General features: G+C 62.4%; 27 protein-coding genes and 1 riboswitch. Of the genes, 13 read left to right on the top strand and 14 right to left on the bottom strand.

Translation table 11 applies throughout. The features are described 5' to 3' along the window. Positions 1-35 precede the first annotated feature (35 nt). The 6 genes from N554_RS0114095 (at position 36) to N554_RS0114070 (ending at position 6,244) form a co-directional block, all read left to right on the top strand. Entirely contained in the window at positions 36-1,229 is a 1,194-nt protein-coding gene (locus N554_RS0114095; protein ID WP_029584059.1) for an ABC transporter substrate-binding protein, read from the top strand. 286 nt (positions 1,230-1,515) lie between these two features. Next, complete coding sequence (locus N554_RS0114090) at positions 1,516-2,826, top strand: ABC transporter substrate-binding protein (protein WP_029584058.1); 1,311 nt, start codon at positions 1,516-1,518, stop codon at positions 2,824-2,826. A gap of 29 nt (positions 2,827-2,855) precedes the next feature. Beyond that, positions 2,856-3,611: an ABC transporter ATP-binding protein gene (locus tag N554_RS0114085; protein ID WP_029584057.1), complete on the top strand. Its 756-nt coding sequence runs from the start codon at positions 2,856-2,858 to the stop codon at positions 3,609-3,611. A gap of 13 nt (positions 3,612-3,624) precedes the next feature. Beyond that, positions 3,625-4,329, top strand: a complete 705-nt coding sequence (locus tag N554_RS0114080; RefSeq protein WP_029584056.1) for an ABC transporter ATP-binding protein — start codon at positions 3,625-3,627, stop codon at positions 4,327-4,329. Positions 4,330-4,370: 41 nt separating this feature from the next. Beyond that, the gene (locus tag N554_RS0114075; protein WP_029584055.1) at positions 4,371-5,240 is read left to right on the top strand and encodes a branched-chain amino acid ABC transporter permease; all 870 of its coding nucleotides are present in this window, start codon (positions 4,371-4,373) and stop codon (positions 5,238-5,240) included. Then, positions 5,237-6,244 (top strand): branched-chain amino acid ABC transporter permease, encoded by a 1,008-nt coding sequence (locus tag N554_RS0114070; protein ID WP_036053164.1) that lies wholly within the window; start codon positions 5,237-5,239, stop codon positions 6,242-6,244. Before N554_RS0114075 ends, N554_RS0114070 begins: the two co-directional genes overlap by 4 nt. Positions 6,245-6,270: 26 nt before the next feature. On the opposite strand, the gene N554_RS0114065 is transcribed toward N554_RS0114070, so the two are convergent. The 6 genes from N554_RS0114065 to N554_RS0114035 all read right to left on the bottom strand — a co-directional run bounded on the left by N554_RS0114065 (position 6,271) and on the right by N554_RS0114035 (position 14,195). Continuing rightward, on the bottom strand, positions 6,271-6,663 hold the full coding sequence (locus N554_RS0114065) for an MAPEG family protein (protein WP_029584053.1): 393 nt from the start codon (positions 6,661-6,663) through the stop codon (positions 6,271-6,273). A gap of 34 nt (positions 6,664-6,697) precedes the next feature. Continuing rightward, the gene (locus tag N554_RS0114060; RefSeq protein ID WP_029584052.1) at positions 6,698-7,786 is read right to left on the bottom strand and encodes a lipocalin-like domain-containing protein; all 1,089 of its coding nucleotides are present in this window, start codon (positions 7,784-7,786) and stop codon (positions 6,698-6,700) included. After that, positions 7,776-10,238, bottom strand: coding sequence for an ABC transporter permease (locus N554_RS0114055; protein WP_029584051.1), 2,463 nt, complete (start codon positions 10,236-10,238; stop codon positions 7,776-7,778). The genes N554_RS0114060 and N554_RS0114055 overlap by 11 nt, the downstream gene beginning before the upstream one ends. Then, on the bottom strand, positions 10,235-10,888 hold the full coding sequence (locus N554_RS0114050; RefSeq protein ID WP_029584050.1) for an ABC transporter ATP-binding protein: 654 nt from the start codon (positions 10,886-10,888) through the stop codon (positions 10,235-10,237). Before N554_RS0114050 ends, N554_RS0114055 begins: the two co-directional genes overlap by 4 nt. 269 nt (positions 10,889-11,157) lie before the next feature. Beyond that, positions 11,158-12,879, bottom strand: coding sequence for an N-acyl-D-amino-acid deacylase family protein (locus N554_RS0114040; protein ID WP_029584049.1), 1,722 nt, complete (start codon positions 12,877-12,879; stop codon positions 11,158-11,160). A gap of 77 nt (positions 12,880-12,956) precedes the next feature. Continuing rightward, a complete protein-coding gene (locus tag N554_RS0114035; protein WP_029584048.1) occupies positions 12,957-14,195 on the bottom strand; it encodes an MFS transporter in 1,239 nt (412 codons plus the stop codon). A 176-nt stretch (positions 14,196-14,371) separates the two neighbouring features. Between N554_RS0114035 and N554_RS0114030 the strand changes: the two genes are divergently transcribed. Beyond that, positions 14,372-15,628, top strand: a complete 1,257-nt coding sequence (locus tag N554_RS0114030; protein ID WP_029584047.1) for an ATP-grasp domain-containing protein — start codon at positions 14,372-14,374, stop codon at positions 15,626-15,628. Between the two features lie 39 nt (positions 15,629-15,667). Here the strand turns inward: N554_RS0114030 and N554_RS35830 are convergent, their stop codons facing one another. Beyond that, a complete protein-coding gene (locus N554_RS35830) occupies positions 15,668-15,880 on the bottom strand; it encodes a hypothetical protein (RefSeq protein ID WP_036053161.1) in 213 nt (70 codons plus the stop codon). A 213-nt stretch (positions 15,881-16,093) separates the two neighbouring features. On the opposite strand from N554_RS35830, the gene N554_RS0114020 reads away from it, so the two are divergent. Beyond that, a complete protein-coding gene (locus N554_RS0114020) occupies positions 16,094-16,336 on the top strand; it encodes a hypothetical protein (protein ID WP_029584046.1) in 243 nt (80 codons plus the stop codon). Between the two features lie 10 nt (positions 16,337-16,346). Here the strand turns inward: N554_RS0114020 and N554_RS0114015 are convergent, their stop codons facing one another. From N554_RS0114015 to N554_RS0113995, 5 genes are all read right to left on the bottom strand, one after another. Beyond that, the gene (locus tag N554_RS0114015) at positions 16,347-16,610 is read right to left on the bottom strand and encodes a hypothetical protein (RefSeq protein WP_029584045.1); all 264 of its coding nucleotides are present in this window, start codon (positions 16,608-16,610) and stop codon (positions 16,347-16,349) included. A gap of 15 nt (positions 16,611-16,625) precedes the next feature. Continuing rightward, the gene (locus N554_RS0114010) at positions 16,626-16,859 is read right to left on the bottom strand and encodes a hypothetical protein (protein WP_029584044.1); all 234 of its coding nucleotides are present in this window, start codon (positions 16,857-16,859) and stop codon (positions 16,626-16,628) included. A gap of 128 nt (positions 16,860-16,987) precedes the next feature. Continuing rightward, positions 16,988-17,998, bottom strand: a complete 1,011-nt coding sequence (locus tag N554_RS0114005; RefSeq protein ID WP_051677490.1) for a DUF6925 family protein — start codon at positions 17,996-17,998, stop codon at positions 16,988-16,990. A 113-nt stretch (positions 17,999-18,111) separates the two neighbouring features. Then, positions 18,112-18,243, bottom strand: a complete 132-nt coding sequence (locus N554_RS42700) for a hypothetical protein (RefSeq protein ID WP_256378738.1) — start codon at positions 18,241-18,243, stop codon at positions 18,112-18,114. A 55-nt stretch (positions 18,244-18,298) separates the two neighbouring features. Beyond that, entirely contained in the window at positions 18,299-20,143 is a 1,845-nt protein-coding gene (locus N554_RS0113995) for a TonB-dependent receptor plug domain-containing protein (protein ID WP_371259487.1), read from the bottom strand. 394 nt (positions 20,144-20,537) lie between these two features. Further along, positions 20,538-20,739: riboswitch (cobalamin riboswitch) on the bottom strand. A gap of 170 nt (positions 20,740-20,909) precedes the next feature. Here N554_RS0113995 and N554_RS0113990 point away from each other — a divergent pair. From N554_RS0113990 to N554_RS0113980, 3 genes are read left to right on the top strand one after another with little or no spacing between them, the layout of a single operon-like run. Continuing rightward, positions 20,910-21,935, top strand: coding sequence for a FecCD family ABC transporter permease (locus tag N554_RS0113990; RefSeq protein ID WP_029584040.1), 1,026 nt, complete (start codon positions 20,910-20,912; stop codon positions 21,933-21,935). Next, positions 21,932-22,714 (top strand): ABC transporter ATP-binding protein, encoded by a 783-nt coding sequence (locus N554_RS0113985; RefSeq protein ID WP_029584039.1) that lies wholly within the window; start codon positions 21,932-21,934, stop codon positions 22,712-22,714. Before N554_RS0113990 ends, N554_RS0113985 begins: the two co-directional genes overlap by 4 nt. Before the next feature lie 8 nt (positions 22,715-22,722). Continuing rightward, positions 22,723-23,580: an ABC transporter substrate-binding protein gene (locus N554_RS0113980; protein WP_081851263.1), complete on the top strand. Its 858-nt coding sequence runs from the start codon at positions 22,723-22,725 to the stop codon at positions 23,578-23,580. A 144-nt stretch (positions 23,581-23,724) separates the two neighbouring features. Here the strand turns inward: N554_RS0113980 and N554_RS0113975 are convergent, their stop codons facing one another. Both N554_RS0113975 and N554_RS0113970 read right to left on the bottom strand, forming a co-directional pair. Continuing rightward, positions 23,725-24,765, bottom strand: a complete 1,041-nt coding sequence (locus tag N554_RS0113975; protein WP_029584037.1) for an MBL fold metallo-hydrolase — start codon at positions 24,763-24,765, stop codon at positions 23,725-23,727. Positions 24,766-24,811: 46 nt separating this feature from the next. Continuing rightward, positions 24,812-25,033 carry a hypothetical protein gene (locus N554_RS0113970; protein WP_029584036.1) on the bottom strand — a complete coding sequence of 74 codons (222 nt, stop codon included), beginning with the start codon at positions 25,031-25,033 and terminating at the stop codon, positions 24,812-24,814. A gap of 27 nt (positions 25,034-25,060) precedes the next feature. Here N554_RS0113970 and N554_RS0113965 point away from each other — a divergent pair, with 27 nt between their 5' ends. Both N554_RS0113965 and N554_RS38305 read left to right on the top strand, forming a co-directional pair. After that, positions 25,061-25,744 carry a DUF938 domain-containing protein gene (locus N554_RS0113965; RefSeq protein ID WP_029584035.1) on the top strand — a complete coding sequence of 228 codons (684 nt, stop codon included), beginning with the start codon at positions 25,061-25,063 and terminating at the stop codon, positions 25,742-25,744. Positions 25,745-25,850: 106 nt separating this feature from the next. After that, on the top strand, positions 25,851-26,149 hold a 299-nt coding region (locus N554_RS38305), incomplete at its 3' end, for a helix-turn-helix domain-containing protein (protein ID WP_156041924.1).

Here is a 26,149-nt window from a genome sequence, read left to right as displayed (position 1 = left end):
TAATCTTAAGCTTCACAAACGTTTGGGAGACCAATATGAAATCGGGATTGTTGTCGGCTGCCGTTGCAGCATGCGGCGTGTTGCTCGCCGGGCCAGTGTCGGCACAGGGCGTCAAGATCGGCATTCTGAACGACCAGTCCGGCGTCTACGCCGATTATGGCGGCAAGTGGTCGGTCGAGGCGGCCAAGATGGCGGTCGAGGATTTCGGCGGCAGCGTGCTTGGTCAGAAAATCGAAGTCGTCTCCGCCGACCACCAGAACAAACCCGATCTCGGCGTCAGTATCGCGCGGCGCTGGTATGAGATCGAAGGCGTCGACATGATCACCGAGCTGACGACATCCTCGGTAGCGCTCGCGGTCCACGACCTGTCGAAGCAGATGAAGAAAATCGACATCGTCGTCGGAGCCGCGACGTCGCGCCTGACCGGCGACGCCTGCCATCCCTACGGCTTCCACTGGGCTTATGACACGCACGCGCTCGCGGTTGGCACCGGCGGCTCGCTGGTGAAAGCGGGCGGCGATAGCTGGTTCTTCATGACCGCCGACTACGCCTTCGGCTACGCGCTCGAGAAAGACACCGGCGATTTCGTCAAGGCCAACGGCGGCAAGGTGCTGGGTGCGGTGCGCATCCCCCTGAATTCGTCGGATTTCTCGTCATTCCTGCTGCAGGCGCAAAGCTCGAAGGCGAAGATCATCGGTCTCGCCAATGCCGGCCTCGACACCACAAATTCGATCAAGCAGGCAGCGGAATTCGGCATCGTTGCCGGCGGCCAGAAGCTGGCCGGGCTGCTGCTGACGCTGGCCGAGGTGCACGGCCTTGGACTGCAGGCGGCGCAGGGTCTGGTGCTGACCGAGGGCTACTACTGGGACCGTGACGACAAGAGCCGCGATCTCGCAAACCGCTTCTTCAAGCGCACCGGCCGCATGCCGAACATGATCCAGGCCGGCACCTATTCGGCGACGCTGCAATATCTGAAGGCGGTCAAGGCCGCCGGCACCAAGGACACCGAAGCCGTCGCCAAGAAGCTGAAGGAGCTTCCGGTCGACGATCTCTTTGCGCAAGGCAAGGTGCTCGAAAACGGCCGCATGGTGCACGACCTCTATCTGTTCGAGGTCAAGAAGCCGTCAGAGTCCAAAAAGCCCTGGGACTACTACAAGCAACTCGCCGTGGTGCCCGGCGACAAGGCGTTCCCATCCGCCAAGGACAGCGGCTGCCCGCTGACGAAGTGATCGCAGCGATCATTTGATCGCATATCATCTCTCGATCTGAACGCCGCGCTGCCTCTTTGCGAAAGGCAGCGCGGCGTTTCTTTGCGCGCACGGGCGAGCAGGGGCGCGCACGTCAACAAGACCGGAAAACGCTCTTCGGCAGGCTCGAAATTCCGGGTCGCTGATGATGTGCGACGTTCTGAGCGTCGACTGAAGGACGTTAGGCGCTTGACATCGGTCGGCGCTGCCCGTGTGATGGGCGTCAACAAGACCAAGAAACGCAAACAAGAATTCCAGGGAGGTTTTGATGCTGGGGCGCAAGACTGCACGCCTGTTTTTTGGGCTGTTGGCCGCGGTCGCGGCGATGGGCACGGCGGTTTCCGCCTACGCCCAGGAAAAGAAAATCAAGATCGGCGTGATCTACGACCTGACCGGGCCGCTCGCGGGCGGCGGTTCGGAGCTCGGCTATGTCGGCGCCAAGATCATGCTCGATCATTACGCCAAGACCGGCGTCGAGGGCTACAAGGTCGAGGCTGTCTATGCCGACGCCCAGAGCAAGCCCGATATCGCCATCAACGAGGCGGTGCGCCTGCTCGAGCAGGAAAAGGTCGACATGGTGCTCGGCTTCTTCTCCTCGGCGCAATGCGTACCGGTGGCCGCTCGGGTCGAACAGCTGAAGAAGTTCATGTGGATTACCACCTGCATCTCCTCGGCGGTTTTCGAGAACAAGAATTACAAATACGTGTTCCGCCCGCAGGCCAGCGGCGATCAGTTCGGCCAGATGACGATGGACTTCATCGCCGGCAACGCGCAATCCAAGTTCGGCAAGGAGCCAAAGGACATGCGGGTCGCCATCATCCACGAGGATGGCTCCTACGGCGTCGACGTGTCGAAGGGCAACGAGGCCGGCGCCAAGAAGGCCGGATTCAACGTGGTGATGAAAGAGGGCTATTCGGCCACCGCGCCGGATCTTTCCGCGCTGGTCACCAAGCTGAAGCGTGCGCGGCCCGATGTGATCTTCCACACCGGCTACAATCCCGACATCACCCTGCTGCTGCGCCAGGCCCGCGAGCAGGGTCTGAAATTTGGCGCCCTGGTCGGCCACGGCGCCGGCTATGGCGTCTACGAGAAACTGAAGGAAGGTCTCGGTGGCGACGTCAACTATGTCTTCAACACCGATCCGATTTCGATCTGGCTCGCCAATGAGAAGGGGCTCGATCCCAAGCTGGTGCCGGTGATCAAGATGGTCGGCGAGGAGTTCGACAAGGTAAGGCCCGGCGTCGCCATCCGCTCTGCCCATGTCGGCATTGCCGCCTCCAACATCTATGTCTTCATGAATGAAGTGCTGCCGCGCGCCATCAAGAAATATGGCGGCGTCGATCCAGAGGCGCTGCGCAAGGCGGCGCTGGAAGTGGACCTCGCCGAGGGCGGCACCATGCTTGGCTTTGGCGTCAAGTTCTTCGGTGAAGGCACCCCGATGGCCGGACAGAACGAGCGCTCGTTCCCGGTGGTCATCCAGTATGTCGACGACAAGTCGTATGTGGTGTGGCCGAAGAGCCAGGCGCAGCGCGAGGCCGTGCTGCCGCTGCCGGCGGGCTCGACCTACAGCAACAAGTAGGCGGGTCCTTTACAACAGAAGGGACCGTCGTGCTGGTAATCGAAGGCTTGGTCAAGCGGTTTGGCGGTTTCACGGCCGTCAACAAAATATCGTTCAAGGTCGCTCAGGGCGAGATTCTCGGCCTGATCGGCCCGAACGGCTCCGGCAAGAGTACGATCTTCAACATGCTCTCCGGCACGCTGCTGCCGACGGCAGGTTCGATCCAATTCGCCGGCGCCGAACTCGCAGGTCTCGCGCCGCACCGGATCATCAATCGTGGCATCGGCCGGACGTTCCAGATCCCACGACCGTTCCACCGGCTGACGCTATTCGAGAACGTGGCGCTGGCCGGCTATTTCGGGCAGGGCCGGCACAGCCGTGCCAAGGCCGAGGAGGCAGCGGAGCGTGCGCTTGCCATGGTGGGCCTGCCGACGGACCGCGCCGCAAGCGTCGATGGGCTCGGCGCTGCCGGCTTGAAGAAGCTCGAGCTCGCCAAGGCGCTGGCGACCGGGCCGAAGCTGCTGCTCGCCGACGAAAGTCTGGGCGGGCTCGATGACGCCGAGATGGACCAGGCGGCTGACATGCTGCGCAAGATTCGCGACGAGCTTGGCATCACCATCATCTGGGTCGAGCACATCATGGGCGTGCTGATGCGCGTGGTTGATCGCGTGATGGTGCTGGATCACGGCGAAAAGATTTCCGAGGGCCTGCCGAGCGAGGTGTCGAACGATCCGCGGGTGGTCGAGGTCTATCTCGGCACCGACGCCGTTGCGACTCAAGCCGCTGCGGCGGAAGCGCGTCGTTAGGCGGGGTGCGCGCATGCTCGAGCTGAAATCGGTCGATGCGGGCTACGGAACCTTCCAGGCGCTGTTCGGCGTCGGTCTCGAGGTCAAGGCCGGTGAGGCGGTGGGCGTGATTGGTCCCAACGGCGCCGGCAAGACCACCTTGATGCGGGTGATCTCCGGTCTGATCCGACCCCGCGCGGGCGCGATTTCAATGGAAGGCGTCGACATCCTGAAAACGCCGGAGCATCGCATCGTCAGCCTCGGGATCGCCCATGTGCCGGAGAACCGCCGGCTGTTTCCCCGCCTGACGGTGGAAGACAACCTCAAGATGGGCGCCTTCATGCCCGAAGCGCGGCCCGGCTATGCCGAACGGCTGGCGTTCGTGTTCGATCTTTTTCCACGGATGAAGGAACGCCGCAACCAGCTTGCCGGCACCATGTCGGGAGGCGAGCAGCAAATGTGTGCGATCGGCCGCGCGCTGATGTCCGATCCGAAGTTGCTGCTGCTTGATGAACCCTCGGCCGGCCTGGCGCCCGTCGTCGTTCAGCAGGTGTTCGAACTGGTGAAGCGAATCCGCACCAACGGTCTGACCGTGCTGATCGTCGAGCAGAACGTGCAGCAGGTGTTGCGCGTGGTCGATCGAGCCTACCTGCTGGAGGCAGGGTCGATCCGCGCCTCCGGCAAGTCGAGCGAGATGTTGGCCGATGACACGATCCGGCAAGCCTATCTCGGAGTCTAGGATTTTGGAGTGCAAGTTCTTGAGGGTCAGGTGAAACGATGATGGATATTTTCGACATCTACCTGCTCGAAGCGATAGTGAACGGCATTCTGCTCGGCGGCCTGCTGGCGTTGCTGGCTCTGGGGTTGAATCTGATCTTCGGCGTCATTGACGTGACCTGGATTTGTTACGCCGAGCTTGTCATGATCGGCATGTACGGCATGTACTATCTGGTCCAGGTTTTCGGGCTACCCTATTACGTTGCGGCGCCGTTCACGATTCTGCTGGTCGCGGGACTGGGAGCACTGCTGCATTTGCTGGTGATCGCGCCGCTGCTGTCGGCGCCGCCGATCAACCAGCTGCTCGCCACCGGCGGCGTGCTGTTCGTGCTGCAAAGCTTCGCCTCCGTCGCGTTCGGCATCGACTTCCGCAACCTCGGCATCCGGATGCCGGTGCTGAAGTTCGCCGACATGCATTTCAGCTACTCGCGCCTGCTCGCCTTCGGCGCGGCGCTGATCGGCATGCTGCTGGTGTATTTCTTCATGAAGCGGACCTATGTCGGCACCGCGATCCGCGCCATCTCCCAGGATCGTCAGATCATGGCGCTGATGGGCGTCGACACGCGTCGGCTCTATCTCATTACCTCAGCGCTGGGTGGCGCGCTCGCCGGCCTCGCCTCCTGCTTGCTGGTGCTGCAATACGACATCCACCCGTTTGTCGGCCTGTCGTTCGGACCGATCACCTTTCTGATCTGCGTACTGGGTGGTCTCGGTAATTTCGTCGGCGGCTTCGTGGCGGCGTTTGTATTCGCCGTGATCATCTCGCTCGGCGGGCTGTTTTCCGATCTTGAGTGGGGCTATGTGCTGGCGTTCGCCTTCTTCATCGTCATGATGTTCATCAAGCCCGCCGGGCTGCTGGCGAGGCGCTCGTGACCCTACGTCAGTTGGGACCCTGGATCGCCGGCGCTGCGCTGATCGCCTTGCCATTCGTCCATCGCGATCCCTACCACCTGCATATCCTGATCTTGATCCTGATCTGGGCGTTCGCCTACACTTCGTGGTCGATGATGGGCCGCTTCGGCCTGGTTTCACTGGGCCATGGCGGGTTCATGGGCGTAGGCGCCTATGTAACGGCACTGTTGTGGAATCATCTCGGCGTTTCGCCGTGGTTGGGCATTCCAGTCGCCATGGCCGCAGCCGCGGTGCTGGCAGTGATCGTCGCATACCCGTGTTTTCGCTTCCGCATCACCGGCCATTATTTCGTGCTTGTCACTCTGGCGCTGTCCGGCATCGTCCTGCAGGTCATTACCGCGACGCGCGACTACACCGGCGGTTCACTTGGATACACGCCCGACCGCACCAAAGGCAGCCAGCTGCTGGCGCTGCAATTCGACGACAAGATAACCTGGTACATGATTGCGCTCGGAGTCTGGGCGCTCGGCCTGGCGATTTGGCGCTGGGTCGACGGCAGCATGGATCGCTATGCCCTGGAGGCAATCTCCGAGGATGAAGATGCCGCCGCCGCGGCCGGCGTCAACGTGACTTGGGAAAAGCTCAAGATTACGGTGATCAGCGCGCTGATGACCGCGCTCGCCGGCGCTCTCTATTGCCAGTATCAAATGTTCATTTCCCCGGACACGGTGAGCGGCATCGCAGTTTCGTTGCAGATGGTCTTTGCCGTTATCGTCGGCGGCCTCTATGTGTCGCTCGGACCGACCGTCGGCGCGATTATCACCATCATGCTGGCGGAAGTGCTGCGTATCGGCTTCGGCACAAAGGCCGTCGGCTGGGATAATCTCGTCTACGGTGTGCTGCTCGTGCTTTTCATCATCTTCCTGCCCAAGGGCATCCTGGGCAGCCTCGCCGAGCGGCTGAAGGCGCGCGCCGGCGGCGCGACGCGCGGGAAATCGCTTAAGCGCGGGCCGGCGAAGATTTAGAAACGCTTTCGTAGTCGGATGAATACTCATCCATGAACAAGCCGCCAGACGATGGCGCCGAGCGCGCCGAGCCAGAGGATGATGGTTGTGTTGGCTTGAATGCCAAAGCCCAGACCCCGCTTTGCGGCGGCTTGCGAATAGCCGATTAAGTAGATAATGCGCCCGACGATCCAGACCAAACCGAGTCCGGCCGCGATTGGATCGCTGATGTAGACCGCAAACAGCCAGAGCGAGGGCAGAAAAATCGGCATCCATTCCAGCGTGTTCATCTGCACGCGAAACACCCGCTCGAAATCGGGATTGCCTGATGTGGCCGGCACCTTGACGCCGAAGGCGGTGCGCGCCCGCGCCACCTGAATGGTGGTGCAAAAGTAGAAGGCGATTGCGAGGCAGGTGACGAGTGCCGTGAAATGATACATCGCGAGGGGTCCCTTCAAGACGATAGCTATGACCTCAATAGCCGGTCATCTCCAGATATCCTACTCCCGCGTGGCTGCCTTTGAAGCTGATCGGTCCCTCCCAATAGGGAAAGCTCGTTCCCATCCAGCTCTTCGTGTTCAGCGCGACACTCTCGATCGAAAGCGCCAGGCGTGGAATGGATATCTGCCATCCGACCGGGATCTTGCGTCCTGCCAGGTCGGTCAAGGTCTTCGGTACCATGTCGATATCCGCGGATGCGATCTGTTCGGTTTTGCCATCTGACAAGATCCAGCTGCCGGAAGCGTAGTTGTTGCCGTCGGTCTGACGCAGGCGAAACAGCATCAGTTTCTCGCCGGAGCTCAGATGCAGCGAGAACCAGTCCCATCCGGTCTGATCCGAGGCGAGCGGTTGGGTGCTCCATTCGCGGTCCATCCATGCCTGTCCGGTGACCTCTACAGGCTTGTCATCGATGGCGATGCTGCCGGTCGCCTTGAAATATGGCTGGCTGAAATAATACGAGGCCTGTCCGCGTTCCGATTTCTTGCTGTAGCCGGCGTCGCCCTGCAGAACCAGTGCGCGATCGGTGTCGAGGCGCAGCGCGTAGCTGAAATCCGCGCCCGACGCCGTGAGTTCGAGCGGCGCGATCGTGTGGTCGCGCGTCCGGTCCGACCCACGCATTTCCCATGCATCGATCCAGGCTCGAAACGGCTTTGGGTCGACGCCGGCCTGCCCGATGCCGCCGCGGGCAAACGCTTCGCTGTATCTGTGGGTATCCGCGCGCGTCACCGCGGCGTGGCCCATCCAGATTTGCTGGTTGGCCCATCCTTCCTGTTGTGCGCCTGGCCTCGAGGCCAGACGAAACAAGGTCCATTGTGCGCCGTAGGCAACGCCCGTCGTATCAGCAAGGTTAGCCGTCACATACCACCACTCGATTCGGTAGTCGGGGTGCGGACCGTGATCTTCCGGAAAGGCAAAGGTCTTGCCGGGAATGACGGGCGAAAATCCTTCCGCCGTGATGCCGAGCCCGGCAAAGCCCTGCGCCCGCGCGCCGTTGCCGCCAAGCCCGAGAAGCGCAACGCCTGCCGTGAAAGCACGGCGCGATATCAGGACCTTATCTCTCATCGGCGAAAATCTTGACCAGGTTCGCCGGCTGCATACGGGCCAGCTTGAGAACGGGAATTAGCGCGGCCAACAGCGCGGCCGCCATCGCTACCCCCACCAGTTCAAGTAGTTGCAGCGGGAAAATGTGAAACGGCAGTCGCCAGCCGAACGCCTTCACGTTCACCACCGCGATCAGGCACCACGCCACCAACAGGCCCAGCGGCAGCGCGAGCAGGGTGGTGATCAGTGCAACGGACATGGTCTTCAACAGCTCGATCGCCGCCAGCCGGCGCCGCGTGATTCCGATTGCCCACAGCGGCGCAAGCTGCGGCAGGCGGGAATTGCCGAGGGTCAGCAGGCTCGTCAACAACGCGACGCCGGCGACACCAAGGGTAAAGGTATTCAGCGCCGCCGTCACGGCGAAGGTCCGGTTGAAGATCCGCGTAGATTCGGCTTTCAGCGTCGCCTGGTCCACGAGGTTGCGCCCATCCAGCCCAAATTTGCTCTGCAGCGAGGATATCAGCGCCGGCGCTGCCGCAGGGGCGACGCGCAAAGCCAGTCGCGTTTGCGGAATTGCTGGAAAGCGCCTGGTCAGCGCGTCAATGTTGACGGCAATCTGTCCCTTCGGATTGCCGTAATCGGCGTAGATGCCGACGACCTCCAGGGTCCAGTTTCCCCCTGGCGCGGGTACCTCGATCCGGTCGCCGATAGCGAGCTTTAAACGGCGGGCCAATTGTTCACTGATGAGGCCGGTATCGCCGGGACGAAGGCGAATCCAGGCGTTTGCGGTTGATTGGAGCAGCGGCCAGTGGTCCCGATAGGTCGCGTGATCGGAAAGGCCGAGAATCTCGATCGGTTCTCCCCCGATTTGCGTCTCGGCGCGGCCGCTTGGCAGCATCGCTTCCACTTCGGGACGCTGGCGCAGCCACGCCTTGATCTCGGTGGCCTGGGTGTCGTCCGAGGCGATGAGATAGACGTCTGCCGCCAGTCGTCCATCCAGCCAGCCGCTAAAGGTCCGGCTGAAGGTTTCCACCATCGTGCTGACGCCGACATTGACCGCGAGCGCGAGCAATAGCGCCATCAACGCCAGCGACAATCCCGAAAGCTGTTGACGGGCGTCGGCCCAGAACCAGACCGCAACCGCGCGGTGCGCGCTGCGCTGGCTGAAAGAAAGCACTACTTCCACAATCGCCGGCAGCCCCAGCGCCGCGCCCAGCAGCAATGCCGCGAGCACGGCAAATCCCGATATCAGCGAGTCGCCGTACCACAGAATGCCGGCCGCGGCAGCGAGCACGGCGAGTGCCAGTGCGCTTTGAAAAATCAACCATCGGTGCTGCGCCTGTTGCCAGGCATAGGGTTGCGCGGTCGCCAGCACCGGAAGGCGGATCGCCTTCGCCAGGCTCGTGGTCGCCGCCGCCAGCGCGCCGACAATGCTGATGACAATGCCCGCGATCCACCATTCGCCCTTGAGCGTCAGCTGGCCGGGAATTTGCGCGCCATAGAGGCCGCGAAGGGAAGCCGCGACATCGGGCAGCAGCGATGCTGCGATCAGGTAACCGCAGATCAGGCCTATGACGCCCGCGACCAGCGCCAGCGATACCAGTTCGACCACCAACACCACATTGAGCATGCGCGCCGATACCCCGCAGGCGCGCAAGGTCCGCAGCATCGGCAGGCGCTGCTCGAATGCAAGCCCGATCGCCGAATTGACGATGAACAGCCCGACGACGAATGACAGCAGCCCGAATGCCGTCAGGTTCAGGTGAAAGCTGTCGGTGAGCCGTTCGAGATCGCTCTCCGCATCCGGTTCGACCAGTTGAAGTCTGTCGCCGACGACGTTTTCAAGCGGCACACGTTTGCCTTTGGCCTTGCCGACCAGAAGCCGCGAAAGCTGATCCGGCATTTTTAGCAGCCGCTGCGCAATCCCGATGTCGACTACCAGAACGCCCGGCACGAGTTGCGCCTGCACGCGCAGCGGCGGCAGCAACGTGCCGTCGCTTGCCGATGGCGCCGTGCCTTCTGTCAGGTCGAGATCGGAAAGCGTTTCCGGCGCCACCAGCATTTCTCCCGGCGGCGTGACGAAGGATTGCAAACCTGTTCGCCCGATCGTCGGCGCATTGCCCACTTCAGCGGGCAGGGTAACGGGCTCGATACCCAGCAGCCGAAGCGATCGTCCGCCGATCTGAATCCGGCCCTCGACAACGGGAGATACCGGCCAGCCGGCACGGCGTAGATCGACAAAGAGTTGCTGCGGAAATGTCGCACCGTTGCGGCCGACCAGCATCGCCGTTCGCGCGCCGCCGAAAGTCGCGGCCGCGCGGTCGTAACTATCGCGCGCCTGCTGGTTCAGCGCCTGCACGCCGCTCCACAGCGCGGTCGCCGAGATCAGCCCGATCAGCAAGGTCGCGAGTTGCATCGGATGCCGCCGCCAATGGCTCAACAGCACGGCAAGAATCCAGATGATGCGAGTCATGCGACCAGCCCCGCATGGAGATGGATCCGGCGATCGAGCGTGGCGGCGAGGCGCGTGCTATGGGTGACCATCAGGAAGCCGCAGCCGGTTCGCGCGACCAGGTCGCGCGCGAGCGCGAGAACGTCATCCGCCGTCGCCTCGTCGAGATTGCCGGTCGGCTCGTCGGCGAGCAGAAGCAGCGGTTTTGCCGCCAGCGCGCGGCCGATCGCGACCCGCTGCTGCTGGCCGCCGGACAATTGGTCGGGATAGCGCTTGAGCAGACCGCCAAGCCCGAGCCGCTCCACCAGCTCGGCATGCCAGGCGGAATCGTGACGGCCGGCAATGCGGGACTGAAAGACCAGATTGTCTTCGACATCAAGGCTCGGGATCAGATTGAATTGCTGAAATACCAGGCCCAGCCGATCGCGCCGCAATGCTGCGCGGCCGGCATCGGTGAGATCCGAAACCGAGGTGTCGGCCAGCCTGATCTCGCCACCGTCAGGGGCATCCAGCCCGGCGATCAGGTGCAGCAGCGTGCTCTTGCCGCTGCCGGATTCGCCTGTGAGCGCGACGCGCTCGCCTGCCGCGATGCTCAGGTTCACGCCACGCAGCACCACGATTTGCTCGCCGGCCGAACGATAGGTCTTGGTCAGATTGCGAACGCTCAGCACGATTGGTTTGCCGGTTGCCATGCGAAGCGTATGCGATCCTCACAACGGCTTCTGATCGTTCGCAACATAGCAAGACCGGGATGAGAGATCACGGCCTCAATCGCGTCGGCGACCTGATCGTGATCCGGCTGCAGGACGCTTCAAAAACGGCGTCCACCGTCAAAAAGGGGACGCGCGTCTACCCCATCGCCCACCGATAGGCCGCGGCGTATAGGTCCTCGCGTGCGCGGGGACGACTCGGAGCGTGTTGAAGCGTATCCGCTCAAGCGCTAATGCAAACTTCCCTGCGCGCCGCGGACCAGCCGGCCCGGGCGCGCGCCGGTGGCAGCGCCGTGGCGTTGCGTCACCACGCCTGAGACGATGGTGGCATCATAGCCATCGACCTGTTGCAGCAAGCGGCGGCCGCCGACCGGAAGGTCGTAGTGGACTTTCGGCGGATGCAGGTGAAGCCTGTCGTAGTCGATGACGTTCACGTCGGCCTTGTACCCCGGTGCGATGACGCCGCGGTCGTAGAGCCCGACCGACAGCGCCGTCTTGCGCGACTGCGCCGCGACGACGAAGGGAATCGAGAGTTTCTCGCCGCGGCTGCGGTCGCGGGTCCAGTGCGTCAGCAAATAGGTCGGAAAACTTGCATCGCAGATAATGCCGCAATGGGCGCCGCCGTCGCTCAATCCCGGTACGGAATGCGGATCGCGCAGCATCTCGTGCACCGCATCGAGATTGCCGTCGGCATAATTCAAGAACGGCACATAGAGCATGCCGCGACCGTCGTCGGAGAGCATTGCGTCATAGGCCAGTTCTTCCGGCTGCCGTCCCTGACGGCGGGCCTGCGCGCCCAACGCATTCTCCGGCGGCTGCTCGTAATCCGGGGGATCGCCGAGCAGGTACATCTTGTCGTAGTTCGGCCGGAAGAACAGCGGATCGTCGGTCGAAGTCGGCGTCTCGCTCAGGATCGCTGCGCGCACTTCGGGCCGGCGCAGCCGCACCAGGCGTTCGGTCAGCGGCAGTTTGGCGATCGCCTGGTAACTCGGATGGGTCTGGAACGGGTTGCGGGATAGTTCCAGTCCCAGCAACAGCCCCACCGGGCGCGCGGCGATCTGCGCGGTGATCGACAGGCCGCGGGCGGACGCCTGGTTGATGCTGTCGAGTGTCTGGCGCCAGCGCCGCGGGGCCTTGTCGGCCTGGGTTACGGAAAACGAAATCGGGCACTGGGTTTTCTCCGCCACCCGCAGCATCATCGGCAGATCTTCCTCGATGCTGTCCTGATCGAGCACGAATTGCAGCACGCTGCGGCCGACCTTGTGCATGGCGCCGGCGATTGCCGTCAGTTCATCCTCGCCGGCCTTCAGTGTGGGCGTGAAATCGCCGGTAGAGGTGCGGTGGTTGAGGGTGCGCGAGGTCGAGAAGCCCAGCGCGCCGGCCCGCACGGCGTCTCCCGCGAGCGCCGCCATCGCGGTGTTATCGTCTGGCGTCGCCGGATCGCGGCGCGCGCCGCGTTTGCCCATCACGTAGACGCGCAGCGCCGCATGCGGCAATTGCGCGCCGATGTCCATGTCGAAGCTGCGCCGCGACAGCCAGTCCATGTAGTCTGGGAAGCTTTCCCATGCCCACGGCAATCCGGCGCTCAGCACCGGTTCGGGAATATCCTCGACGCCTTCCATCAACTGAATCAACTGCTGATGATCGGATGGCCGGCAGGGCGCGAAACCGACGCCGCAGTTGCCCATGATCGCGGTGGTCACGCCGTTCTGCGAGGAGGGCGTTATGTCCTGGCTCCATGTGACCTGACCGTCATAGTGGGTGTGAAGGTCGACAAAGCCCGGCGTCACCAGCTTGCCACAGGCATCGATCTCTTCCTTGCCCTTGCCCGAGACGCGGCCAATTTCCGTAATCCGGTCGCCCGTTATCGCGACGTCCGCTTCGAACAGTTCGCCGCCGGAGCCGTCGGCAAGGGTGCCGCCGCGGATCACGAGGTCTGGATCAAAGGTCATGGCGTTTCATCCCGAGGTCAATTTTGTTGCCGCATCATGGATTCTCGCCCGATGCTGTCAACTGTCGGGGATGAGGCTCAGGGATGCGTAAGCCTTGCGTCAGGTTGTTCGAGGCTGGCTTGCGGGCTGCGGTCGGAGACCAGCGCGAGCAAGACCGTGAGAATCATGAACACGGCGGACGCGCCGAACACCCACTGCGGCAAACTCTGATCCATGATCCAGCCAAACAACAGCGGGCTGACGATGCCGCCGAGATTAAAGCCGGTGAAGACGATGCCGAATGCGCGCCCGGCAGCGCCCGCCGGCGCCGCGTTGCGGACCAGCATATCGCGCGAGGGTGCGATCACGCCGCCGAGGAACCCTGCCGCGCCCATCGCCGCGGTCAGCAGCAGCGATGGCAAATTGACGCTGGCAATGACAAACACGATCGCCGCATTGATCGCAAAACAGGCGGCAGCGATTTGTCCGTGGCGCCGGGTGCGATCAGCGAGGAAGCCGCCCGCCAGCACGCCGATGGCGGCGAAGCCGAGATACGCCGTCAGCGCGATATTGGCAGCGGAGAATGACGCGCCATAGCCGCTCATCAGCGCCACCACGCCGAAATTGCCGATTCCCGCGTTGGAGAGGCTCAGCAGCATGAAAAAGATCGCCAGCCCGATGATCGCTGGCGTGATGATGGTTTGCGTCGGCGCCTTGGCGCCATCGATCTTGCGGTCGGCGGCGCTGGCGTCGGGAATGCCAACGATGATGAGCAGCAGCGCCACCAGCGGGCCTACCGCGCCGGCGACGATCAGGGCGCCATAGCCTCCGGTCGACGCAACGAGCGCGGCCACGATGGCAGGCGCGACCGCGCCGCCGAGAAAACCGGCAAAGGTGTGGATCGAAAACGCGCGGCCGATGCGCGCCTCATCCATGTGGGCGGAAAGGATCGCATAATCGGCTGGATGATAAACGCTGTTGGCGAGCCCGAGCAGCACGGCGCTGGCGATCAGCCAGGAATAGCTCAGATGCAGGCCGAGCATGACCAGCGCTAAGCCGCCGAGGGTGAGGCCCATCAGCAGGATCTTGCGGGCGCCGATATGGTCGGCCAGGTAGCCCATCGGCGCTTGCGTCAGGCCGGATGTTATGGCGAGGGCGGTCAGCGCGAGGCCGAGTTCGATATAGCCGACCCCAAGCTGCTCCTTCAGAAACGGAAACAGCATCGGCAGCACCATCAAATGGAAATGGCTGACCCAATGGGCCGTCGAAATCGCGGCCAGGGTGCGCGGCGCGGCGTCGGTCTTCGCTTGTTGCGCTGCGGCCAGAACGTCGACCATATCCGATCTAAAACCCCGTTGAGATGTAGCGGCCCGGCAAGGCCCGGCAAAACTACCGGCTGCCGGTTATTTGTCCATGAACACCGCCGCATGGCGGCCCTGGCGAGTGGGGCTGGAACCCCGCGATTCCTGGTGAAAGTCAGAGACAAAGCCCTCGGCGGCAGGGATGATCCGATATGGCCGATTCCGCGCAGCTTCGAAACCCCCTCCGGGTGCTGGTTTCCGAGGGAAACAGCACGTCTGCGCGGGAGGCGATTACGATTCTGGGGCTGTCGGGCCACCTCATTGAAGTTTGCGATCCCTCACCTTATTGCCTCGCGAGATTCTCGCGGTTCGTCCGGAAATTTCACCGTTGTCCGGGGCTGCGGGACGATCCGGTCGGGTTCTTGGGGTTTATCGAGAGGCTGCTGACGGCGCGGCATTTCGATGTGCTGCTGCCGATCCATGAACAGGGGTTGCTGTTTGCGCGGGTGCAGCAACGGTTGGAGGTTCGCGTTGGGTTGGCGCTGCCGAGCTTTGCGAGCTACCGCACCGCGCACAGCAAAGCGGGATTTAGCCGGCTGCTCGATCAATTCGGCTTGCCGCAGCCGGACACGCAAATCGTGAAATTTGCTGATGAACTGCGTGATGCCGTTCGCTTTCCCTCCGTCGTCAAAACCTCCGTCGGCACCGCCAGCCGCGGCATCTGGTTTGTGCGCAACCAGGCCGACCTCGAGAGCGCCCTGCAAGATCTAAGCGCGAACGGTGCATTCGCGGACGAGGTGCTGGTGCAGGGATTGGTCGCGGGCACGACCGAGAAGGCGCAAGCCGTGTTTTGCCGCGGCAAATTGATTGGATTTCACGCCTATCGGCAAATTGCCGCCGGCGCCGGCGGCGGCGAGGCGATCAAACAAAGCGTGTCTCGACCGCAGGTGCGCGCTCACCTCGCAACCATCGGAGAGAAGCTCGCCTGGCACGGTGCGTTATCGGTTGATTACATCCTGCCCGATGATAGCGCCACGCCGCTGCTGATCGATTGCAATCCGCGGCTGGTCGAGCCGATGAGCGCGTATCTTGCCGGCATCGATCTCGCCGGCTTGCTGCTTCAGGTTTCGCAAGGTGAAATGCCCGCGCCGCTATCGGAAAGCCGCGCGGGCGTCCGGACCCATCTCGCCATGCAGGCCCTGCTTGGATGCGCGTCGCGCGGCGGGACGCGAGGCGATCTTACGCGCGAGTGCTGGCGTTTGCTGATCGGCGGCGGGCCCTACGCCGAAAGCGCCGAAGAACTAACGCCGGTGCGGCTGGACTGGATCAGCGCGGTGCCGCTGGCGCTGACGGCGATATGTCTGCTGGTCGCGCCGAAGCTGGTGGTTACTCTGGCGAGAAAAGGCTGGGGCGAACATTTGCTCGATCTCAGGAGCATCCGCCTGATCGAGAGCGAAAATTTCCGCTAGCAACCTCTTATGCTAGCAACGTCTTATGCTAGCAGCGCCTTATAACGGCTGATCGTCCTCGCCGTTGCGATCCCGCTTCGGAGTGGCGAAATCGCCATCCTCGAAGTCTTCTTCCTCGATCGGTGCAGGCGGCGATTTCTTTGATTTGTCGTCGTCCTTCCTGGGAAGCTTAGGCTTCTTGCTTTTGCCGGGTCCACCCATGATATGCCCTTTGATCGAACGGAGCGACATCTTGCCCAGCCATCCCTTCACGACAACGAATCGACCTCAATCTGCCGGCCTTTGACCGGCATATTAGCCATAGTCGGACAAACTTTCCTGCCTTTTTGCGGCGTTCAGTGTAAAGCGAGGCACAGCCAGAGCATGATCCGGAAAAGTGGGAACCGGTTTTCCGAAGAGATCGTGCCCAAACAAAGAGATGAGATGATGATCCGATCCAATCGGATCATCATACAGGAGCCAAGCATGAAAAAGCCGAAGATCGAAGCAGAAGAACAGCCGCCGCGCAGAATCATTCGCGCCGATAAAGCGCCGACCAATGGCTATTCGCTGGTGGTGGACGGTCATTTCAAGTCGCACCACGATACGGTCGAAGCCGCCGAAGGGGCGGGCATGGCCCTGAAGAACCAGTTCCAGATGCTTCAGGTGCAGGTTTACGATGCCGAGACCAAGACGCGATCGATGATCCAATGGCCCGCGCCGGCATAGCAGCAGTTTCTTAAGTCCGGCGTCCGCCGCTTTGCTGGCTCGCCAGCCAATCCGCCAGTGCCGGACCCTTTTCTCCCGTCTTCTTTGATTTGGAGCGCGCCATTTTGACCGTGGCTGCCGGGCGTGGAGGCTCGGCGGCCTCGCGGGCGAGCCGCAACGCTCTCAGCTTCGCCATGTTGTCGGTCACAGCCTTCAGCGCGGTGTCGCGTTCGATCTTGCCCGGATCCACTTTATTGAAACGCGTGTTAGCGCGGTTGCGATCATCTTTTGTCATTTAGGTCGATTTCTTTTAGGTCGATTTCTTTTTCTTGGGCTTGGCTTTGGCCTTGGGTTCCGCCGGCTTGTCCCGGTCGGCGGCTTCTTTTGCCAGGCGCATTGCGCGCAGGTTCGCGGTCCGCTTTCGAATAGCGACGTCGGCTGCGGCGATCTCCGCCATGGCCTTGATGCCTTCGGCATCCTGGGCGAGCTTTCGCTTCAGCCTGATCTCTTTCATCTCGGCGGCGCTTTTCGGCTCGTCGTTCATGGGATGCCTCCAATTCGCAGGCCGCGCGTCGTCGTGCGGCGACCTGTGAACCGATCCTACCACGCATCCGACCGATAAAGGCGCATCTTTAGGCCGAATCCGCCCGGAAAGCAGCTTTTCGCGCCGAATCAGCCATCGTGGTGAAGGGAGGCTTCGTCCTCGTGGTCTTCCTGACAGGCTTGATCGAAACTCGCAAGCCAGTCGGGCAATACCGGAGACGCATGCCCAGCGGCTTTCATTTGCCGCAAGGCTATGCGGATGCTGGCGCGGCTATGGCGACTAGGCGTCATGGGTGACGGGGGCTCTCCCGCTTCGACTGCCTCCACGACGCGCCGCTTGGTCGCGAGACTTTCGGGATGACCGAACGTCCCAATCAGCAGCTGAAATGAATCATGGCGAGCTGCATCGAATGGCCGGGACTCGCCCAATTCATCGCGGGCCGGGTGCGGCGGATAGAGATGCGCGCAAGGTATCCAGCCGTCGGGAATCGGCTCGGTCGCGGGATGGGTCCGGCCGCTTTTCAAAAGTTTTGGCAGAATGTGCGTATGCGGCCCCTCAGGACTCTTTCCCGATGCCGGCGGAATGGGTTGATAGACTTCGATCCTGCCGAGCTGGCCGATGAAGACGCGATGCGGATTTGCTTCAAGGATCAATGCCATCGCAGGGTTGCCGGCCTCGAACAGGGAGCGGCCGGCATGTCGGCGCAATTGCGCGATGGTGCCGCGGTCTTCGATGCGTACACAGAAATCCGCTTGCAGCGCGCCGAGGCCGAGATCGAACAGGGTCGATCCGCGGTGTTCCGGCCTCAGAGCGTCGTGATCGATGCCGAGCTCGGTGAGTACTGGACGGCGATTCATCGCGCACTCGCCGGCCGGCAGGCAAAGCGCAACCCTCTGGCCCCATCCGGTCTTGGTGATGCTTTCGGATGCGAAGGGCCGGCAGCGCACGTCGTGCTTGAGCGCAATGCCGCCGCGCGCCGTGACGGCCGACACGGACTGAGGCAATTGGCTCAGCCAGACCGGTTCATCGCGGCCGCGCGCGAATTCGGCGATCGCGCCGAACGTGCCCAGGCTCCATTGCGTACCGGGATTGGCGATTTCCCGGCACAGCAAATCGATCGCCGCGGCGGGCGCGGTCATGGCCGCCTACATGGCGGGATCAGCGTTGGCATTGGTGGGAATTCCCCCGGCGTTTTGCCGGGAGGATATCGTCTTGCGCGCCCGGAACAAGCCGGCCCGGTGCAGGCTTCGGTTCAGAACGTCGCGCCGGCCTTCACCATGAACGTCCGGCCCGGCAGCGGATAGGCGCTGAACCGGCCCTCCGTAAAGGCGCTTGCGATTGCGTAGTCGCAATACAACGCGTTGAAAATGTTGTTGACGCTCAATGACCGTGTCGCGGATGAGCTCTCGGCAGCCGGCTGCCGAGAGCTCAAATTGGGTCTATTTCACCCCGTAGTTCGCAACGCGGATGCCGCCAAAGACCCCGAGACCCGGTTGAAGAAACCCCGTCGGATTTTGGTAATGGACATTGAACAGATTATCGACGCGGCCGAAGACTTTGATCTGGTCGTTGATGACGTAGTCCGCCGCCACATGGACCACCGTGTATGCCGGAGCCAGCAGACGCTGGATGCTGAAGTCGCGGCTAACGTCGATGAAGCTGCCGGTGTGTACGACCGTCGCGGACAATGTCAGCGGGTCGATCGGATTCCAGATGACATTGGCGCTCCATTTTTCCTTGGGCCGCCGCAACAGTTCTAACCCGGTCGTGGCATCGACGGTCCGCGTGAACGTGTAGTCCGCACGAAACCGAATACGATCGGTTATGTTGGCAGCCACGAAACTTTCGGTGCCTTCTGTCGTCGCCCGGCCGATGTTGGTGTTGGTGCTGGTGAGGGTCGTGCTGTCAAACACGGCCTGGATCAGATTGGTGATGTCGTTGTGGAAGTACGTCGACCCGAAACGGACTCGATCGTTAAACAACGGCTGTTCGAATCCGGCATCATAGCCGACGCTTTCCTCCGGCTTCAGATTCGGGTTGGCGAAAAAGAAGAACGCTGGAAAGTCCACGAAGAGTTGGCTCAGAGTCGGAGCCTTGAAGCCGGTACCGTAGCTTCCCTTGAGCTTGGTTTCGGTTATTGGGACGATCAGCGCCGGAGCGAGACGAAAGGTCGGGTGCTGCCCGAACTGGTCGTTGTCGTCCTGTCTGATGTTCTCGACCAGGAAAAGGCGGTCCGCGAACTGCGATTGAAATTCGACGTAGCCTGCCTTGTTGATGTTTTGAGCCGATACCGTGGAAGTCTGCAGCGTCTCGATCTGATGCTCCGCGCCGACGATGACGGTGTGGTACGGGGCGAGCTGGGCGACAGCGTGCCAGTCGTATTGCACCCGATCGCCGGTCGTGATCGTCGGCGCGGCATCGCCCGGCGAGATGTTGTAGTTCCAGTGATTGGTGTAATTGACGCCGAAATAGTTCTTGATACGGCCGTCGAGCGCCGACCAGACGGCTTCGCCGCGCGTGAAGAGTTGATGCACTGTTTGCGTGCTCTGCGCCGCGGCGGGAACACTCGCAAACGTTACCGGGTCCAAGGTGTCGCCGGTAAAGCGCAGGGTCGCGTCGGTATAGCGTAGGACGCCGTTTAGCGTGAGATTTTCACTGACGTCCGCACCAAGCTTGGTCGAATACGTCATGTTGTCGTAATTATTGCCGATTGCTTTTTGCCCGGGAGGCAATAGCTCCAGCGGCGTTACCGGTATGTCGGTGGCGCGGAAATGCGCGACGTTGAAGGCGTAATTGAACCTGTCCTGAGATCCGCTCAAGGCGGCTGTCTGGTTGAACGTACCGAACGAGCCTCCCTCGATCATTCCCGTGGCGCGCGGCGGACCTTCGCCCTTCTTGGTGATGATCGAAATCACACCGCCGAGCGCATCGGCACCATAGAGCCCGCTTTGCGGGCCGCGCAGCACCTCGATCTGCTGAATATCGGCAGTGAGAAGTTGACCCAGGTCGAACACACGAGCCGGATTGCTGGAGTCGCTGACGTCGATGCCATCGATCAAAACCTTTCCGTGATTGGCATTGGTGCCTCGGATGAAGACCGAAGTCAGCCCGCCGGGGCCGCCGCTTTGAACGACGTTGAGCCCCGGCACCGTGCTCAACGCCTCGGGCACCGTGCGGCGCTGATCCCGCTCTATGTCCTTTGCGGTGATGACAGTGACCGAGCTCGCGATCTGATTGAGCGGGGTGACTATTCCGGTCGGGCTGACCGCGACAGGCACAGCCACGACAGGAGCAGCGGCGACGGGCGCACCCGGTTGCGGCGTGCCTGCGGGTGCTGGCTGCACGGGAGCACGTACAACCCGGCGCGACCTCGAAGCCCGATCGACCGGAGGCTTTGTTCCGTCCACTCTTTTGGGCGGACGGACCTCAATGGGTGGCAGCAGATCTGGAGATGCCGACTGCTGCGCTTTCGCAGTGGAAATACCCAATGAAAGGATCGGCACGAGAAAGGTGGAAGCAAGGAAACTGGTGCGACGCCGCTGTACGGCATTGGTGACGGAAGACATGGTTCGGGCCTCGGTATGACGTCAGTGGCACGTCACAGCGAACCAAGTCTCACCACGGTGCTTGCGCAGCGCTGGCGAAACTAATGTCTGTACTCCCCGACCGACATCTTCGCGTATGACCACGGCTGACGGCAGGTCTCCTGGCTCGCGGGTCGATACCTTGCGTCGCCTTCCCAGGACCGAGATTCCCAGTGGCCTATGACGAAAGATTCACCGCATACAGTTGCGGGGGCAGCCGCGGCATTGGGGAAGTTTCCCCGCACCGCATTCCCTTTTGATCCCCAAGCTAGGGAACCGTCGCGAATATCTAGAAGTTTGGCCGCCTAGGAGTCAATGCCCATCGTCCGGGGCGGGCGTTTGCTCTTCGTCGGCTACGCAATTTGTTCGCAAGCCCCGCTTGTGCCCGACCTCAATCATTGTATGAGCATTGAAGCGATGCGGCGTCGCCGCCGCCTGAGGACGATTGATGAGCATTCAGAACGTCATGGTGACGGCTGACATCGCGGCGCGCCGCCGCTCCGGCGTGATGGCCGGGCTTGTCGTCCTTGTCGCCCTGCTGGCGCTGGTGTCGCTTGGAATCGGACCGGTGCGGCTGTCGCCGTTGACCGTCATCGACGCCTTGTTCGGCGGCGGCAGCGACGTGCAGCAGGTGATCGTGCAGGAGATTCGCCTGCCGCGCACGATTCTAGCCTTTGCGATCGGCGCTATTCTCGGACTATCGGGCGCGGCATTGCAGGGATTGCTGCGCAATCCCCTGGCGTCGCCTTCACTGTTCGGCGCGCCGCAATCGGCGGCCTTCGGCGCGGTGCTGGTGATCGCGCTGGGTCTTGCCGACGTGCGCTCCTACGCGCTCCCGGTTGCGGCGATCGCCATGGCCTTCGCCTCGGTATTCGTGCTGCTCGCCGTCGCGGGCCGCAACGCCGGCCTGCTGATTCTCATTCTGGCAGGCCTTGCGATTTCGAGCCTTGCCGGTGCTGCGACCGCGCTGGTGATGAATCTATCCAGCAATCCGTTCGTGGTGCTCGAAATTGCGTTCTGGCTGCTCGGCTCGCTGGAGGATCGCAGCTTTCAGCATGTCATGCTGGCGCTGCCCTTCATCGTGGCCGGTGCGGTCGTTCTGTTGAGCCAGCGCAATGCGTTTCGCGCGCTCAGCCTCGGCGAGGAGACGGCGCAAAGCCTGGGCGTCGATGTCGGCCGGCTCCGGCTTTTGGTGATCACAGGCGTCGCGCTCGGCGTCGGCGGCGCCGTCTCTGTGTCAGGCACCATCGGCTTCATCGGCCTGGTCGCGCCGCATTTGATGCGGCCGCTGATTGGCCACGATCCGACGCGGTTGCTCTTGCCAAGCGCGCTCACCGGGGCGGCGCTGCTGCTATCAGCCGATATCGCCGTGCGTATCATTCCATCGACCGGCGATATCAAAGTCGGCGTGCTGACCTCGATCATCGGCGTGCCGTTTTTCCTTTACCTGATCATGCGCGAGCGGCGCGTGCTCGGTGGAGGCGTGGCTTGACCGCGCCCGCCTTCCTCACCGCGCAAGGCCTGAACGTGGCGTTGGCTGGTCGCGCCGTGCTGCATGATGTCTCGCTCTCGCTTTCATCAGGGCATCTGGTCGCGCTGGTAGGTCCGAACGGCGCCGGCAAGACCACGCTGCTGCGCGCGCTGGCGGGACTGGTGCCCGCTCGTGGCGCCATCCATGTCGGCGGCGCCGCGCTGTCGTCGCTGCCGCTACGCGAACGTGCGCGGAGTTTTGGCTATCTGCCGCAGGGCCACCTCGTGCACTGGCCGCTGCCGGCGCGCGATATCGTGGCGCTCGGCCGCTATCCGCATGGTGCGACCGACCCGGCGCGGTTGACGCCGAAAGACACCGAGGCGGTGCTGCGGGCGATGCAGGCGACCGACGTGATGGAATTCGGCGAGCGCCGGGTTACGGAATTATCCGGCGGCGAGCGCAGCCGTGTCGCGCTGGCCCGCGTATTCGCGGTGGAAGCGCCGGTGATTTTGGCGGACGAGCCGACATCCTCGCTCGATCCGCGTCACCAGATCGATGTCATGAAAACCCTGCGCACCGCCGCCGATCAGGGCACGCTGGTGATCGTGGTGACGCACGATCTCGGGCTTGCCGCGCGATTTGCGGACACGGTGTTGGTGCTGTCGGAAGGCCGCCTTGTGTCGCAAGGCGCTCCGGCCGAAGCGCTCTCCGAGCAGGTCATGGCGGACGTATTCCGCATCAGCTCGTATCGCGCGGAATATCAGCGCGAGACCGTGATTGTGCCATGGGCGGAAATTTAGGACGTGCCATGAGCAGGCGCCTCGGAGGTCTATTCCAATCGATCGTGCTTGCAACGCTTGCGACGTTCGGAAACGCATGGTTTTCGCCGGCGCCCGCGGCCGGTTTGCCGCGGATCGCATCGATGAATGTCTGCACCGACCAATTGCTGGTGCCGCTGGCCGATCCGCAGCAAATCGTCGGTCTCAGCCGTTTTTCACGTGACGGCTGGCAATCATCGTCGGGCGACGCGCGCCGTTTTCCGGTCCTGTCAGGCGGCGCCGAGGATCTGCTGGTGCTCAAGCCGGACATCGTCGTCGCGAGCCTGTTCGACAAGCGCTCGACGCGCGAATTGCTGAAGGAAAACGGCGTTCATCTCGTCGAATTCGCGGTGCCGCGAAACCTCGACGAAGTGAAGGCTGACATCCGAGCGATGGGCGAAATTGTGCAGCATCCCGATCGCGCCGCGGCGGAAATCGCTCGGCTCGACGCTTCCGTGGCGCGCGCGCGTCTGGCGGTCGCGGATAAACACTATCGCGTGCTGCCATTGTCGCGGCGCGGTTGGGTATCCGGCAGCGACAGCTTTGTCAGTTCGGTGCTGACGGAAACCGGGCTGTTCAATGCCGCAGGCGATCTCGGTGTCGCCTCCGGCGGGTTTGCTTCACTCGAAGCGATCGTCAACCTGAAGCCTGATTTCATTCTGGTGTCGCAGGCCGGCGACCACGCGAGAGACGAAGGCCAGGCATTTCTGCTGCATCCCGCACTCGAGCGATTCTATCCGCCGTCGAAGCGGATTGTCATTCCGGAATGGCTGACCGAGTGCGGCAGCGTGATGCTTGCCGAAGCGCTGGATGTGCTGGTGGCGGAGCTGCCGCGGGTGCGGCGTTAGCGTCATCCGGCTGAACTCTTCCGTCGTCCCTGCGAACGCAAAGACCCATCACCACCGCCGTCAATGATTTTGCGGGCTGCTGGTCTTCTTCGCCACGACTGAAGCCGCGGAGTATGGGTGACGACGGCCTCGCGGCAACGGATCTCACCCCGTCAGTATCGGTCCGCCGGCTTTCTTCCACGCGTCGATGCCGCCGGCGATGTGAGCGGTGTTGGCGAGGCCTGCTTGCTTGGCGGCCGCCACCGCCATCGCCGAGCGCTCGCCGAACGCGCAGAAGAACACGATGCGGCGTCCGCTGCCCGCGGCGACTTCGCGCAACATACCGCCGGGTGCCAGGCTTTCATCGATTCCGGGATAGGGCGCATGAAGCGCGCCCGGCAGCATGCCGTGTTTGGCGCGTTCGCTGTTTTCCCTGAGATCGACCAGAAGAATATCGGGCCGGCCGAGGTTGTCGATGGCCTCGCGGGCGCCCAGCGCCAGACCTTGCTTGGCAAGATCGTCCTGGTGCAGGCCGACATGCATGTTCGCCGGCACCGCCACATCCATCATCTTCGGGTTGGGCAGTTTCAGATTGGCCATCAGCTCGATATATTCGTCGACCGAGCGCACCTGCAGCCGCGGATTGAACCGCTTTTCCTCGCCGATGGTGGAGACTGTATCGCCCTTATAGTCATGGGCTGGAAACACCATGGTTTCATCGGGCAATTTCAGCAGCCGGCCGAAGATGGACTCGTACTGCGCCCGCGCGCTGCCGTTCTGGAAATCGGTGCGGCCGGTGCCACGGATCAGCAGCGTATCGCCGGTGAATACCCGGTCGCCCATCAGGTAGCTGTAGGAATCATCGGTATGGCCGGGCGTATACATCACGTCGAGGCTGAGGCCCTCGATCATCACCCTGTCGCCGTCACTGACCCGCATCGCCACCACGTCGGCCTTGCTCTGCTCGCCCATGATGGTGACGCAGTGGGTGCGGTCGCGCAGCTCGCCGAGCCCGGTGACGTGGTCGGCATGCAGATGTGTATCGACGGCCTTGACCAGCCGGAGATCGAGTTCGCGCAGCAATTGGCAGTAGCGATCGACTTTCTCCAGCACGGGATCGAGTATCAGTGCCTCGCCGCCGGCCCGGCTGGCCAGCAGATAGCTGTAGGTTCCCGAAACGCTGTCGAAGAGCTGGCGAAAGATCATGGCTGGTGCCGTCGTGAATGAGCTTCGATACTACCATACGAACGTTCTAAACCTCCACCGCTTCGTTCCCCGCGCGGTAATATTCGATCACATTGGCGGCACCCTTGAGCGCAAGGTTCATCACCGGCGGGTCGTTCCAGTCGACCCGGATGGCACCGCGATGTACTTTGCCGTCGGCCGCGAGGCCAGCCGCGGCGAACGCCTTCGATGCGAACGCAACAGCATCCAACGAGGAAAGCCGTGCACGACGATGCTCAAGCAAATTCATTGTGGCGATTTGAAGTGAAAGTCTGAGATGGCTGAATACGTCGTGGAATTCGGCAAGGACGGCCGGCCGGTCGAGCCCGACGGTCGCCTCGACGCGCCGGCGTTTCACCGCAACCATCAGGCGATCTGGCCGGTATTGCAGCAATTCCTTGCCGGGAAATCCGGCGACGTGGTGGAAGCCGGCAGCGGCACCGGCCAGCATGTGGTCGAGTTCGCCCGCCATAGTCCTGAAATCGTCTGGTGGCCGAGCGACCTCAACGAGCAGCATTTAAGAAGCATCGCGGCGTGGCGGGCGCATGTAGGGCTAGCGAATATCCGCCCGCCGCTGCGGATCGATCTGTCCGATCCGGCGTGGTGCCCGGAGATGCATGACGGCAGCGGCCCTGACCAATTGCTGGCGGTGTTCTGCGCCAACGTGATCCACATCGCGCCGTGGCGCGTCGCGGAAGGGTTGTTTGCAGGCGCCGGACATTACCTGCGGCCGGATGGGCGGTTGTTTCTATACGGTCCGTTCAAGCGCGGCGGCAAGCACACCGCACTGAGCAATGCCGTGTTCGACTCAAGTCTTCGCGACAACGACCCCGACTGGGGCGTGCGCGATGTCGAAGCCTTGGAAGAGCTGGCAGCAAATGCCGGTCTCAAGCTTATCGAGATCGCCGGGATGCCCGCCAACAATCTGATTCTGGTGTTCGCGCGCTCGAAGCGGTCCTAAAAGTCTGACTCGAATAGCCGTAGCCCGTAACGAACGTCCGCTTTGGAGGGCGGGCTCAATTGGTCAGCGCAACACTCTAATCTTTTAGCAAAGATGGAGTGTGGGCATGAAACAGCGACGTCGCATTTATTACTCGACCGCTCAGCGGTCTGAGATCTGGGATCGCTGGCAGGCCGGCGAGCCGATGAGTTCGATCGGACGCCGATTTGACCGGGAGTCCTCGTCGGTCTTCTCTGTGATCTCGCCAACCGGTGGCATACGTCCTCCGGATCGGCACCGTGCCAAACAGGCGCTCGGCCTTTCTGAACGAGAGGAAATCTCTCGATGGCTCAGCATGCGCTGCTCGTTGCGGTCGATCGCGCGCCACTTGGGACGATCGCCATCAACCATCAGCCGTGAAGTCCA

The sequence above is a fragment of the Bradyrhizobium sp. URHD0069 genome, from assembly GCF_000701345.1.
Lineage (GTDB): Bacteria > Pseudomonadota > Alphaproteobacteria > Rhizobiales > Xanthobacteraceae > Bradyrhizobium.
The sequence above is the reverse complement of the archived record's forward strand: the minus strand, read 5'-3'. Positions and strand labels throughout refer to the sequence as shown.